9 protein-coding genes are annotated in these 13,208 nt (G+C 71.3%); 6 read left to right on the top strand and 3 right to left on the bottom strand.

The genetic code is table 11. The features are described 5' to 3' along the window. From D7W81_RS33275 to D7W81_RS33265, 3 genes are all read left to right on the top strand, one after another. A partial coding sequence (locus D7W81_RS33275) for a hypothetical protein (protein ID WP_120559434.1) occupies nucleotides 1-412 on the top strand: 412 nt, incomplete at its 5' end. A 99-nt stretch (nucleotides 413-511) separates the two neighbouring features. Then, nucleotides 512-1,774, top strand: a complete 1,263-nt coding sequence (locus D7W81_RS33270) for a metallophosphoesterase (RefSeq protein WP_120559432.1) — start codon at nucleotides 512-514, stop codon at nucleotides 1,772-1,774. Between the two features lie 19 nt (nucleotides 1,775-1,793). Next, a complete protein-coding gene (locus D7W81_RS33265) occupies nucleotides 1,794-2,438 on the top strand; it encodes a TetR/AcrR family transcriptional regulator (RefSeq protein WP_120559431.1) in 645 nt (214 codons plus the stop codon). Between the two features lie 141 nt (nucleotides 2,439-2,579). Here the strand turns inward: D7W81_RS33265 and D7W81_RS33260 are convergent, their stop codons facing one another. Further along, nucleotides 2,580-7,190: an amidohydrolase family protein gene (locus D7W81_RS33260; RefSeq protein ID WP_120559430.1), complete on the bottom strand. Its 4,611-nt coding sequence runs from the start codon at nucleotides 7,188-7,190 to the stop codon at nucleotides 2,580-2,582. Nucleotides 7,191-7,427: 237 nt separating this feature from the next. On the opposite strand from D7W81_RS33260, the gene D7W81_RS33255 reads away from it, so the two are divergent. From D7W81_RS33255 to D7W81_RS33245, 3 genes are all read left to right on the top strand, one after another. Next, on the top strand, nucleotides 7,428-9,035 hold the full coding sequence (locus D7W81_RS33255; RefSeq protein ID WP_120559429.1) for a serine/threonine-protein kinase: 1,608 nt from the start codon (nucleotides 7,428-7,430) through the stop codon (nucleotides 9,033-9,035). A 76-nt stretch (nucleotides 9,036-9,111) separates the two neighbouring features. Then, nucleotides 9,112-9,966, top strand: coding sequence for an ATP-grasp domain-containing protein (locus tag D7W81_RS33250; RefSeq protein WP_120559428.1), 855 nt, complete (start codon nucleotides 9,112-9,114; stop codon nucleotides 9,964-9,966). An 89-nt stretch (nucleotides 9,967-10,055) separates the two neighbouring features. Further along, nucleotides 10,056-10,592, top strand: a complete 537-nt coding sequence (locus tag D7W81_RS33245; protein WP_120559427.1) for an FHA domain-containing protein — start codon at nucleotides 10,056-10,058, stop codon at nucleotides 10,590-10,592. Between the two features lie 42 nt (nucleotides 10,593-10,634). Here the strand turns inward: D7W81_RS33245 and D7W81_RS33240 are convergent, their stop codons facing one another. Beyond that, nucleotides 10,635-11,369 carry a tetratricopeptide repeat protein gene (locus tag D7W81_RS33240; RefSeq protein WP_120559433.1) on the bottom strand — a complete coding sequence of 245 codons (735 nt, stop codon included), beginning with the start codon at nucleotides 11,367-11,369 and terminating at the stop codon, nucleotides 10,635-10,637. After that, nucleotides 11,338-12,858: a serine/threonine-protein kinase gene (locus tag D7W81_RS33235; RefSeq protein ID WP_120559426.1), complete on the bottom strand. Its 1,521-nt coding sequence runs from the start codon at nucleotides 12,856-12,858 to the stop codon at nucleotides 11,338-11,340. Before D7W81_RS33235 ends, D7W81_RS33240 begins: the two co-directional genes overlap by 32 nt. Nucleotides 12,859-13,208 lie beyond the last annotated feature (350 nt).

Here is a 13,208-nt window from a genome sequence, read left to right as displayed (position 1 = left end):
CCCCACGCCCCCGCAGACGCCGGCCGTGAAGGCCCCGCCCTCGGCGGCGGACGCGGAGTCCATTGCCCAGGCGGACATGGAGCTGGGGCTGCTGGAGGAGTTCCCGGACGCGGACGCCCAGAGCGGCATCGCGTCCGCCATGCTGCACGCGCACTCGGATGCGCCCGTGTCGCAGAACCGCATCGTGGAGCGGCTGAAGCAGGACGGCCGCCTGGAGTCGCTCTTCGGCGAGGTCTTCCGCGAGGACAACCCGTACGTGGAGCAGCCGCACAAGAAGGCCATCGTGCGGGCGCTCGACACGGCGCTCTCCCGCGGCACCGTGACGGGCGACGACCTGCGCGCCTTCTCCCGTGGCACCTACGCCCAGGAGTGGCAGCAGATTGGCGCCGCGCTGGGTGACGCCGGGAAGTAGCCAGGCTCCCGGGCCCCACGCCTGGGGCTCCCGCGCTTCACGCTTCTTCACGCGCGTGCCGGTTGCGCCGGAGCGCGTGCGCGCCAGGATGGGCTTCCCATGGTGGAAAGCCCGTTGCGCATCATCCTGTTCATCCTCCTCGTCAGCGTCGCGTCGGTCCAAGTCCACGTCTACCTGTACCGGCGCCTCTTCCGCGACACGTCCACGAACCCCCGCTGGCGCACGGCCGGCAAGGTGCTGCTGACGGCGCTGTGCCTGCCGCTGCTCCTGTCCTGGGTCGTGACCCGCATCATCCCTTCCGCGTTCATCGTCGCCGTGTTCGCGTGGACGTGGATGGGCGTGGCCGTGTACCTGCTGCTCTCCCTGGCGCTGCTGGGCGCGGTGCGCTGGCTCGTGGCCCGCACGCGCGGCCACCGGGGCGTCGCCGCGCCGCTCGCCACGCCCGCGCCGGATCCCGCCACGCCGCCGTCCCTGGCGGACCTGGCCGTCACCGTGCCCCCGGCTCCGGCGCCCTCCGTGCCCCCTGTCGATGAGGATCGCCGCAGGTTCCTCGCGCGGGCCACCGCGGGCGGCGCGGTGCTGGCGGCGGGCGGCCTCACCGGCTACGGCATGTGGAGCGCGTTCCATCCGCCCGTGGTCAACGAGGTCGCGGTGCGGCTGCCCGGCCTGCCCAAGGCCCTGGACGGCTTCACCATCGTGCACATGAGCGACATCCACGTGGGCCCCGTCATCCAGCGGCGCTTCATGGATGAGCTGGTGCGGCGGGCCAACGCGCTCAAGCCGGACCTCGTCGCCATCACCGGCGACCTGGTGGACGGCACGGTGACCGACCTGCGCCACTCCGTCGCCGCGCTCCAGAACCTCCAGGCGAAAGCGGGCACGCACTTCATCACCGGCAACCACGAGTACTACTGGAACGCGAGCACCTGGGCGGACGCGCTCACCGGCCTGGGCGTCACCGTGTTGCGCAACCGTCACGTGACCATTGGCGACGCGGGCGGCGCGTTCGACCTGGTGGGCGTGGACGACTGGTCCATGCGCAGCGGTCCCAGGGGCTACAACCTGGACGCCGCGCTCCAGGGCCGCAATCCCAACCACGCGGCGGTGCTGCTCGCGCACCAGCCCTCCAACTGGGATGTCGCCGCGAAGGCGGGCATGGGGCTCCAGCTGTCCGGACACACCCACGGTGGACAGTTCTTCCCGTTCACCCTCGCCGTCTCCGCCATCTGGAAGCACGACGCCGGCCTCTTCCGGGACGGCGACAGCCACCTCTACGTCAGCCGTGGCACCGGCTTCTGGGGCCCGCCCCTGCGCGTCGCCGCCCCGTCGGAAATCGTTAAAGTGACGTTACTGGCGGTGTGAGGTGTAGATTTACCCGTAAATGGGCAAGGAACCAGCGAAGCGCGAAATCAAACAGGAGCGGGCCGCGAGAACGCGGGTCGAAATCCTGGAGGCCGCCATCACGTTGTTCGCCCGGCGGGGCTACCTGTCGACGACGATGTCGGACCTGGCGAAGGCCATCCGGATGACACCGGGCGCGCTGTACTGGCACTTCCCCACCAAGGAAGACCTGCTGCTGGCGGCCATCGAGGAGCTGCACAACCGCTACCTGATGGAGTTCGCGCCGCTGCTGGCCGAGCGCCGCATCCTGTCCGGGCGGGAGCAGCTGGTCTTCGTCGTCTCGCGCACGTCGCAGTTCCTGCGCTACCACCGCGAATACGGCATCTTCTTCGGGATGCTGTCCGCCGAGTCCGCGGAGTCCAACGACCGCGTGGCGGAGGCGCTGCGCGAGAAGATCTCCCTCTACGTGGCGGTGCTGTCGGGGATGATCCGCTACGGCCAGAAGCGGCAGGAGTTCCGCCAGGAGGTGGACCCGGTGCACATGGCCCACACGATGATGGGCGGCTACCTGGGCATCCTCCTGCACCACAACCTGTTCCGCGCCGCCGTGAACTACGACCCGCTGATGGCGTCGTTGGATCAAATCCTCTCCGGCGGCCTCCACGTGCGCGGCCCGCCGGGCTGACGCGCTGAACCCACCGGGCCAGGCGGCCCGGAACGAAAGACGCCCGGTCCTCCCCTGCGGAGAACCGGGCGTTTTCATTTCCAGAAGAGGCTCAAGCTCCCCGCTCCCCCACGGTGAGGGGAGCGGGGCGGGATGCCGGGACTACGGCTTCTCGGTGGAGTTTGACGACGCGTTCTGCGGCTGGCGCGTGGTGCGGGGCACGAAGTCCGACGCGTTGTTGTCGGAGTCCTCGCCGTTGCCCGCGAGCTCATCCGCGCCGCCCGCGCCCATGGTCGCGGCGGTGGACGTCGCCCGGGCCTTGCGCTCGATGCTGCCGCCCTTGCCCGGGGGCGAGGGGGCCGCGGCACCTTCCACGATGGTGCGGCCGTTGCCGAAGCCCACGGTGTCCACCACGCCCGTGAGGACCGTGGGATTCAGCGACACCTCCGCCGTGCCCAGGCGGACGTTGCCCAAGGAGCCGGAGATGTCCTGGGTTCCCCACGTGTGGTCCGCGGGGACCGTCGACGTGGAGTAGCCGGTGTTCGCGACCAGGTAGTAGCCATGGGCCTTGATGGTCGCGGTGGGCAGCGTGGCCAGCACCGTGTAGTCCGTCGCCGTGCTGGTGGTGCCCGCCGTGCGGTAGAGCAGCTTCCAGCCGGTGATGTTCACGTCGACGTTCGTCGGGTTGTACAGCTCGATGAAGTCGTCCGCGTTCACGGTGAGTCCCTGGCCGGCGATCTCACTGATGACGACGTGCCCCTGGGGCAGGGCCACGGTGACCTCCGCCTGCTTCGTCACGCCCTGGTAGGACGCGGTGAGCTGGCCGGTGCCCGTCGTCTGCGTGGCGGTGAAGACGACGGTGGCGGTCGTCTGACCCGCCGGCACCGTCACCGTCGAGGCCGACAGCGAGCCCAGCCCCGCGTCCGAGAACGCCACGTCCACGGCCGCGCCGCCCGCGGGGGCCTTGCGGTCCAGCGTGACGGTGAACGTCTGCGTCGTGCCCACCGTCACCGATACCGTGTCCGGCGTGATGCTGGCGAGCTTCGCGGGCGGAGGCAGCACGGTCAGCGTCGCCGAGCGCGTGATGCCGTTGAGCGAGGCGGACACCGTGCGCGTCCCCTCCCCTTCCGCGTCGGCGGTGAACATCACCGTCGCCGTCGTCTCACCCGCGCCCAGCGTCACCGACGTGGCGGACAGCGTGCCGAAGGGCGTGGCCCCAGGAGCCAGCGCCAGCAGCACCTGCACGGGCTCGGTGGGAGCGGACTCCAGCGTCACCGTGAACACCTGCTGCGCGCCCGCGTTCACCGTCGAGGTGGACGGGGTGAGCGACAGCAGCCGCGGCACGTTCGTGATGACGTTCACCGTGGCGCTCAGCGAGCCCAGCGTCACCGTGCCGGAGCCGGTGCTGGCCTCGTCCACGGTCAGGTCGAACGTGGCCGTCAGCGCGTCGGCCGTCACGGACGTGGCCGTGATGGTGCCGAAGCCCACGGGCGTCACCAGCGGCTCCAGCGTCGTTCCCGCCGGGACCGGCCGGTCGAACGTCACCGTGAAGCGCGCCGTGCCGCCCGGCGCCACACCCTGCGTCGCCGGGGTGAGGTCCGTGATGCTGGCCGCCTCGTTCTCACCCAGCACGCGCAGTGTCGTCGTCAGGGAGGACGGACCCAGCGTCGCCGTGAGGTCCACCGCGGCCGCCGCCGCCTTCGCATCCAGCGCCACCGTGGCGCTCGTCTGGTTCGCGGGGATGACGACCTTGCCGTCCACCGCGGTCAGCGCCGCCGCGTCATCCGACGTGATGTTCACCGTCACGTCCAGCGGGTAGGCGAACGCCAGCGTCACCGTCAGGGCCTGCGGAATGGCCTGCGTGCCACCCACGCGCGCGAAGCCGCCGGACGTGAACGCCGTCAGCGCCGGGAACGGGAGGGCCATGTCGGCCCCGCTCCGGGGCAGCACCTTGTGGTCGCCGAAGGTGTACGTGAGCACGCCGCGCAGCGTGAGGTACTCGGTGCCCAGCACCTGCGTGGGGTAGGTGAAGGCCTGGTCGTCCACCATCAGGCCCGAGGACGCCGGGTCGCCGGACTTGTTCTCATCCACGATGAACTCGCGGTTGGTGTTCTCCAGGCGGGTGTTGAAGACGTTGCGGACCTCCACCAGCGCGCCCTCCAGCGCCTTCGCCCGAGGGCCATTGGTGCGGATGTCCTCCGTGCGCACCACCTCCGGGGCCGGCAGCGGGTTGGAGCCGCTGTGCTTCGTCACCTTGGCGTCAATCACCTCCAGCAGGCCGAAGTACTCCTTCAGCGTGCCCTCGACGCGGATGTTGTCACCCACCGCCACGTCGGTCTTGAGGGCGTACATGTAGAGGCCGGAGTTCTCCACGCCCTTGCCCGCCGGGTAGTTCGCCACCTGCACCCAGTAGCCGCGCTCCGACTTCGTCGTATCCATGGCGGTCACGACCACGTCGTCCACCACCACCTTGGCGCCCACCAGGGACTGGTTGCCGAAGCGGGGCGTCACCTTCACGTCGTAGACGGAGGCGGGGCACGCGGCGCCGCCGGGGTTGGGCACCGGGCACGGGTCGCACGCGTCGCCCACGCCGTCACCGTCCGCGTCCTTCTGGTCCACGTTGGCCACCAGCGGGCAGTTGTCCGTGGGGGTGGTCAGGCCGTCGTAGTCGAAGTCGGTGGGGTCCTCCACCGAGCACGTGGCCGCGTCCGCCGGGCAGCCGTCGCACACGTCGCCCTTGCCGTCGCCGTCCGTGTCCTTCTGGTCCGCGTTGGCCACGAAGGGGCAGTTGTCCTTCCAGGTGGCCACGCCGTCGTGGTCGTCGTCCTCGCCGCGGAAGGCCACGCACGCGGTGGTGCCCGCCTCCAGGGGGCACGGGTCGCACGCGTCACCCACGCCGTCGCCGTCCGTGTCCAGCTGCCGCCCGTTGTCCATGGGGCGCACGGGGTTGAAGATGGCGGGGCAGTTGTCGCTCGCGTCCGCGAGGCCGTCCGCGTCCGCGTCCTCCGCGCTCGCCACGCCCGAATAGACGGTGGAGCCGTTGACGGCGGCCACCGGGAAGGTCGTGTTCACCGCGCTGCGGGACGGCTCGCACGTGGGCTCGTTGGCGGGGGTGCCGCACGCGAACAGCGGGTAGAGGCTCTTGGTGTCCGGGGAGCCCTGGAACTCCGCCAGCGTCACGTTGATCTCCGACTTCACGCACGCGGCCTTCTGGGTGCCGCACACGTCCAGCGCGTCGCAGGTGTCCGCGCCCTTGAGGCCGTCCACCAGCGCCTGGTCACCGTAGAGCGGCTTGCCGCCGCGCACCGTCAGCACCACGTCCTGCGGCTCCGCGGCGATGACCGCGCGGAACGGCGAGGCGGCGTTCGTGCCCAGGCGGAAGATGGCCAGGTCCGCCATCCTGCCCGGGGCGATGCGGCCCACGCGCTCGTAGAGGTCCACCGCGTCCGCGGCGTTGCCCGTCACCATGCGCCACAGGTCCTCGTCGGTGAAGGTCTTGGCGTAGCGCGTGGTGTTGAGCTGATCCGCGCAGCGCAGCTCGCGCAGGATGTTCATGGAGCCGGAGCGGATCCAGTCCGTGCCCAGCGCGATGGGCACGCCCACCCGCTTGAACGCCGTCACCATCGCCGTGTCGCCGTACAGCGAGATGTTGGAGCGCGGCGACCAGACGAGCCCCGTGCCGTGCGCCGCCATCTCCGAAATCTCCCGGGCGGTGAGGCCCACGCCGTGGATGACGGCCGAGCGCGGGAAGAGCACGTTGCCCGTGCCCGTGGACAGGCAGCGGAACTCGTTCTGCGCCGTGGCCGCGATGCCCTCCGCGATGTGCGGCAGGTACGCGGACGTGCGCGAGGTGATGGTCGCCGAGACCGGGAACGACGCGTAGGAGCAGCCGTCCGCCAGCGTGGCGCCGCCGCTGTCACCCAGCGGGAAGGTGTCCGAGTCCGCGTACGGCTCCGAGAGGCCTTCCTGGTTCGCGATGCCCGCGGAGCCTCCCGTGTCCAGGTTGCGCAGCAACCCCGGCGCCCCGCCCGCGCCCGCGATGGAGGTGGTGCCCGCCATCACCTGGCGCAGCTCCGACCAGGAGATGACGGTCGCCTTGGAGTTGCCCGGGTTGTTCTGCCGGGTGTGCTTGTTGTTGCCCGTGCGCCAGTCGTGGCGGTGCTCATAGCGCTCCACGCTGGTGCTGGCCACGGGGGCGCCCGGGAACGTGATGTGGTCATGCGGGTTGATGAGGCCCGGGGAGATGACACCCGTGGGGCACGTCACCACCGTGGCCTCCGCGGCGCCCGCCGCCTGCGAGCAGTCACACGCGGAGCAGGTGATGACGCCCTGGTCGTTCACCAGCACCTGGCCGCCGGCCAGCGTCTCGCCGTCCGTGAGCACGATGCCGATGAAGAGCTTGCCCGCCGTGCCCGGCTTCGTCACCGCGCAGGTGGCGCCGTTCGCCAGCGGCGCGGGAGGGGCGGCCCAACACTGGGTGGCCTTGGTGGGGGTGACGGTACAGTCCGCCTCGCACCCGTCGCCGCTCACCGTGTTGCCGTCGTCACACGCCTCGGTGGCCGCCTTCTGGCCGTCGCCGCACCTGGCGCCGGGCAGCGTGCAGTTCGCCTCGCACGCGTCGCCGCCGGTGGTGTTGCCGTCATCGCACTGCTCGGCGCCTTCCTTCTTTCCGTCACCGCAGACCGCGCGAACTTCTGGTTCATCGGATCCGCAGGCACTGCCCAACAACAGGACCGCGCCCAGGGCGGCCAGCAATAAACGGGAGCTGCGCATGAAGCCTCCTGCCCGAAGGCAGTGCCGTGAAAGAAGAGACGGTGTGGCGTGAAAGCCCCCGTGCCTCGCATGCGGCGTGGGGCGGGGGTGCAACATTTCAGCGATACCTGACCCGTGAAGTCCACTTCGTGGGGCTCCAAAGGCCTCCCGTGTGGCGGAAGGTGTGTTAGGAGCGCACCCAACGTGTGGGGGAGCAGGCGGATGACGCGTCCTGCCACGTTCTAGAGTGGGGGGGACATGATTACCCGGAATCCATCCAGCACCGTGTCGCGCTTCCTGGACGCGCACCTGCGCCGTGACGCGCAGGCGCGAGAGCTGTCGGTGGCGCGCTTCATGAGCATCCTGTCCGCCATCTGCGTGGTGGTGGCCGCGGCGCTGGGCCCCGCGATGGGCTGGGACCTGACGCTGGCGCTGATGGGCCTGTCAGGGGTGCTGTCGGGCTACTACGCGTGCATGTGGTGGGTCCTGCGCTCCGGCGCGTTCCACCCGGCCATCCCGTGGCTCAACGTCTTCATCGAGGTGAGCATCCCCGCGGTGGTGCTGGCGTTCGACCTGCACTTCAAGGGCCCCGTCTACGCGCTCACCGCGCCCACGCTGGTCATCTGGGGCACGCTGGTGACGCTGGCGGGCCTGCGCAGCAACCCGCGCCTGGGGCTGGCCGCGGGCGCGCTGGTGGCGGCGGAGTACCTGTCGCTCTACTTCGGCTTCGTGCTGCCGCTCTTGCCGGAGGAGCCGCTCGTCACCCTGGCGCCGCTGTTCATCTGCGTGCGCGCGTTCTTCTTCGTGGCCACGGGGGCGCTGACGGCCACGCTGGCGCGGCACTTCCTGGAGCGCACGCGCAGCGCGCTGGCGGCGCTGCGCGAGCAGGAGGTGATGGGCAAGTACGTGCTGCACGAACGGCTGGGCGCGGGCGGCATGGCGGAGGTGTACCGGGCCACGTACTCACCGGAGGGCGGCTTCGAGAAGCAGGTGGCCCTCAAGCGCATCCTCCCGTCGTACGCGGACGACGCGGCGTTCGTGACGATGTTCCGGCGCGAGGCGGAGCTGTGCTCGTCGCTCTACCACCCCAACATCGTCCAGGTGTTCGACCTGGGCCGCCACGGCGGCACCTACTTCCTGGCGATGGAGTACGTGGACGGCCTGCCCTTGAGCGCGCTGCTCAAGCCGAGCAACCGCCGGCCGCTGCCCGTGGCCGCCGCGGCGTTCCTGGCCGCGGAGCTGGCGTCCGCGCTGGACTACCTGCACCGTCGCACCAGCGCGGACGGCGTGCCGCTGCGGCTGGTCCACCGGGACCTGAACCCGCCCAACATCCTGGTGTCGCGCATTGGCGAGGTGAAGCTGTCGGACTTCGGCATCGCGCGCGACGCGGCCCGCGCGAACCTCACGGTGGCCGGCAGCGTGCGCGGCAAGCTGGGCTACATGGCGCCGGAGCAGGCCATGGGCAAGGACATCGACGGGCGGGCGGACCTCTTCGCCCTGGGGCTCACGCTGCACGAGGCCCTCACCGGCCGGCGCGCGCTGAGCGGCCACTCGGAGGAGGTGCTGCTGCGCGCGGCGGTGGACCAGGAGGTCGTCCCGCCCTCGCAGCTCAACCCCTCGGTGCCGCTGGCGCTGGACCTCATCGTCATGTCACTGCTCCAGAAGGACCCGGAGAAGCGCACGCCCAACGGCGCGGCGCTGCGCCAGCAGCTCCTGGCGCTGGAGGGCCCCGCGGCCCCCTTCCCTCACGGCCAGGCGGAGCTGGGGCGCGTGGCGCGCGAGGCGAAGACGCTGGCGCAGCAGCTGTCGCAGCAGACCGTGGAGACGGCGGCCGTGGGGGAGCCGCCCGTGGTGCGGTCCGCCTGACGCAGGGGCGTGGCTGCGCGGGGCGCGGGAGCGCGTTAGAACGCGGCGCGTTTCCTGTCGCCTGGAGCCCGCCGCCTTGGACATCGCCGTCATCACCTACGCCGGACTGCCGCAGATGCACCCGCTGGACGCGCCGCTGGTGCCCGCGCTCCAGGCCCTGGGCCTGGACGCACGGCCCGTCATCTGGGACGACCCCGCCGTGGACTGGAGCCGCGTGCGCGCGGCGGTGGTGCGCAACGCCTGGGACAGCCACCTGCGCCGCGATGAATTCCTCGCCTGGGCGGACCGCGTGGCCAGCGTCACCCGGCTGTTCAACCCGGCGGACGTGCTCCGGTGGAACACGCACAAGGGATATCTCAAGACGCTGGAGGCGCGCGGCCTGCCCCTGACGCCCACCGTCTGGGTGCCGCCCGGAGGGACGCTGGACGTGGCGGCCACGGCGCGCGAGCGCGGCTGGGACGCGGTGGTGCTCAAGCCCGCGGTGGCCGCGGGCGGGCTCAAGGTCTTCATCGTCCGGCGCGAGGGGTGGGACGACGCGAGCGCGAAGGTGGCGGAGCTGGCGAAGGAGGGGGACGTGATGGTGCAGCCCTACCTGCGCGCCTTCGAGACGGAGGGCGAGCGCTCGTACATCTTCTTCAACGGCGTCTTCAGCCACGCGGTGCGCCGCCCGCCCACCCTGTCCACCGCGCCCCGGGGCTTCGCGGAGCCGCACGGCTTCACGCCGGACGACGCGGCGGAGCAGCAGGTGGCGCACGACGTGATGGAGGCGTGCGGCGGCGCGCGGCTCTTGTACGCGCGCGTGGACGTGGCCACGGACAACGCGGGGCGCACGCGGCTTCAGGAGGTGGAGGTGACGGAGCCGTGCCTCTTCCTGCCCATGGACGCGGGCGCGCCGGAGCGGATGGCGAAGGCCGTGGTTGCCCGGTTGTAGTCTTCCCGGAGGGCCATTCGCCCACTCGTGGACACCCGGGAAGCCATCAGGGCGACGCGGAGGCGGGGGATGGGGTTATGACGGGAGATATGCGAGCCCTGTTGCTCTCGCTGCTCATCCGGCAGCACATGGCACTCCAGGAGAAGTTCAACGCCAAGTACCCGCACGCGTGGCTGGTGTGGGAGGCGGGCGCGTGGAACGTCCCCGAGGAGCAGAACGTGGCGGCCACGCGGCTGCCCATGATGGACCTGCGTGACTGCCTGCCCGCGGGCGACGCGCTGTGCTTCGAATTGATGGGGGTCGCGGACCGCGGCCCCCTCAAGCTGGGGCGCGCGTCGCACAACACCTTCGTGGTCAACGACGCCACGGTGTCGCGGGAACAGTTCGCCCTGCACCCCACGCCGGAAGGCGGCTGGAAGGTGGAGCGGCTGGCGCAGTCACGGCCGGTGACGGTGAACGGCGAGCCGCTGGAGGCCGAGCAGCTCCGCCTCCTGCGCACGGGCGACGAGCTGAAGGTGGGCGACGTGCGCCTCACCTTCCACGACGCCCCGTCGTTCCACGCGCGCATCGGCCGCATCGCCGCGCAGGTGCTGGCGCAGGCCTCCGCGCCCCCACCCCCGCGCTGAGAGCAGGAAGGCCGCCACCCGGCGGCCTTCGCGGAGAGCCGCCTACCGCCCCACGGTGCCGAGCGTCGTGTCCCGGGGGTCCGGTGCCGTGGCCATCCACACCGCGCCGCCCGCGAGCAGCGCCACCGCGCCCACGCCCGCCCAGACGTACCAGCGGCGCGTCCACGGCTTGGAGGCGTCCGCCTGCGTCTTCACGGACGCGTCCGGCACCTGCATGGCCAGGGCCTCGGAGGCCCCGTTCTTCTCCGGCGGCGCGGCGGACGGATTCACCGCGAGCTTCGACTCGTTCGCGCGCGCCTCCGCCAGCGCGGCCTGCTCCCGCGCCTTCTGGAGCTCGCGGTCCCGGGCGAAGCGCTCGCGCTCCCGGCGCTGCTCATCCTGGACGCGCGCCTTGGTGTCCATCTCCGCGATGAGCTCGCGCACCACGTCCGCGTTCGCCGGCTCCTCCTGCGACAGGGCCAGGTAGCGGCGGTAGAAGAAGGCCGCGCGCGACGGGTTGTTCAGCTGCCGGTGGCACTGCGCGATGTTGAAGAGGAACGCGGGCAGCGGCTTGAGGCGGTACGCCTCGCTGAAGGCCTTGAGCGCCCGGTCGAACTCACCCAGGTCGTACGCCAGGTTGCCCTCGGAGAACTTCTCCCGTGCCTGCTCCTCCGCGCCCGCGGTGGCCGCCGCCGCCTCCGCCGCCGCCACCGCCGGGAACGGCGTCCCCAGCGCGAGCGCGAGCACCAGGCTCAGGGCCTTGTGCTCACGGCGACGCGAACGGATCAATGACCGCATCCCTGCTTCCTCCCTTGCGGCCCGGCGCGCGCGCGGGGGCGCGGCGCGGCCCCGGACTCGCTTTCACGAGCGGCACGGTGAGCTCCGCGGCGGCGGCATCCTGCTTCAGCTCCACCGCCCGCTCCAGCGGAACGTAGCCCGCGAGTTCCACACGCAACTGTGGCGGCACCGCCTGCCGGCGCAGCGCCTTCGTCAGCGGCGTGGTGCCCAGCTCCTCGCCGGTGTCCACGCGAACCACCTTCGCGCCCGGGGGCGACGAGTGCACCGTGAGCGTCACCGCGTCCATCGCGCCCGCGACCGGCGCCCCCGCGGAGGACGCGGACGCCACCGCCACCGGAGCCTGCCCGGCATCGGAGGCGCGCATCGAGTGCAGGCCCGTCCACGTCGTGACGCCGGACACCAGCGCGAGCGCCGCCAGCCCCGCCGACACCTGGAGCCGCCGGTCGCGAAGCATCCCCGGCACCTTCATGCGCAGGGTGGGCCGCTCCGCCTCCTCCACCAGCGCTTCCGCGCGCGGCGCGGCGGCCGGCGCGGTGGGCATCAGCAAGAGCGACGTGGTGACCTCCGCCAGCTGCTGCGGCCGGGCCTCCGGCTCCTTCGCCAGGCAGCGCATCACCAGCTCCGCCAGCTCCTGCGGCACCCGCTCTCCCGACGGCAGGTGCGTGGGCAGCGCCGGCGGCGGCTGGGTGATGATCTGCACCACCAGCTGCCCGAAGGCCTGCGCCTGGAAGGGCGGGTGGCCGGAGAGCATCTCGTAGAGGATGTTGCCCACCGCGTAGATGTCCGCGCGCGCGTCCACCGGCAGTCCCGCGGCCTGCTCCGGCGCCATGTACGCCGGCGTGCCGATGATGGTCCCGTCCAGCGTGCCCGTGAGGCTCACGCCCGTCTGCGTGGTGATGAGCTTCGCGACGCCGAAGTCCAGCACCTTCACGAAGTCCTGCTGCCCGGAGCGGTGCGTGACGAAGAGGTTGTCCGGCTTGATGTCCCGGTGCACCACGCCCACCTGGTGGGCCGCGCCCAGGGCCGCGCACACCTGCACGCCCATGCGCTGCACGCGCTCCAGCGTCAGCCCCTCCTCCTTCAGGAGCGCCGTCAGGCTCTGCCCGCGCAACAGCTCCATCACGCAGTAGACGTGCCCGTTGGGCGAGTCGTCCACGAAGTCGAAGACCTCCACGATGTGCTCGTGGTTGATCTGATTGACGGTGCGCGCCTCCTGGAAGAAGCGCTGCACGAAGGAGCTGTCCCGCGCGTGCTCCGGCTTGAGCACCTTGAGCGCCACCTGGCGCCCCAGCCGCACGTGCCGCGCCTGGAAGACCCGGCCCATGGACCCTTCGCCCAGGAGCTTCTCCAGCTGGTAGTTGCCCAGCACCGTGCCTTCCTGGACCTCCTGTCCGGGCGGCGACATCAAGACGGGCGCTCCGCCACCGTCGGTCACGGCGTCACCCGATTCGGACAGGACTGTGTGCGCGAAGAGGTCGTCGGTGCCCATGGGGGGATCAGGTTTCCATGGCGGAGCCAGCCTGCAACCCAGGGGAGGGAATCAATCGCGCAAGAGACGGAAAAACTTTCGGCACGTGACGATTCACCCGCCGTACGTCGTGTGGACAGGTGGCATGTGCGGCGAACGCGCACCTTTCGTACACGGATATTGAAATACTCTTCCATACAGCCCACTCCCGTCCTGTTCCCCCGGCGCGCGATGGTGGCCGCTTGGATGCGGTTGGTCAACGTGGGCGGAGGTCGTCCGGCACCGGGGGACACAGGGAGTGTTCCCCCCAGCGTGAAGGGGGCGGCGGACAGGCTGCCTGGCCTCCGCCCCCTTCACGCTGGGGGGAACAC

The organism is Corallococcus aberystwythensis, assembly GCF_003612165.1.
In the GTDB taxonomy this organism is placed as follows: Bacteria; Myxococcota; Myxococcia; order Myxococcales; family Myxococcaceae; genus Corallococcus; species Corallococcus aberystwythensis.
Note: the sequence above shows the minus strand (reverse complement) of the source record. Positions and strands in the feature narration are given on the sequence as shown.

Excerpts from the sequence above, each read along its gene's own strand:
- D7W81_RS33260 (WP_120559430.1), bottom strand. The coding sequence starts at position 7,190 with ATGCGCAGCTCCCGTTTATTGCTGGCCGCCCTGGGCGCGGTCCTGTTG.
- D7W81_RS33265 (WP_120559431.1), top strand. The coding sequence starts at position 1,794 with ATGGGCAAGGAACCAGCGAAGCGCGAAATCAAACAGGAGCGGGCCGCG.
- D7W81_RS33270 (WP_120559432.1), top strand. The coding sequence starts at position 512 with ATGGTGGAAAGCCCGTTGCGCATCATCCTGTTCATCCTCCTCGTCAGC.
- D7W81_RS33235 (WP_120559426.1), bottom strand. The coding sequence starts at position 12,858 with ATGGGCACCGACGACCTCTTCGCGCACACAGTCCTGTCCGAATCGGGT.
- D7W81_RS33245 (WP_120559427.1), top strand. The coding sequence starts at position 10,056 with ATGCGAGCCCTGTTGCTCTCGCTGCTCATCCGGCAGCACATGGCACTC.
- D7W81_RS33240 (WP_120559433.1), bottom strand. The coding sequence starts at position 11,369 with ATGCGGTCATTGATCCGTTCGCGTCGCCGTGAGCACAAGGCCCTGAGC.
- D7W81_RS33255 (WP_120559429.1), top strand. The coding sequence starts at position 7,428 with ATGATTACCCGGAATCCATCCAGCACCGTGTCGCGCTTCCTGGACGCG.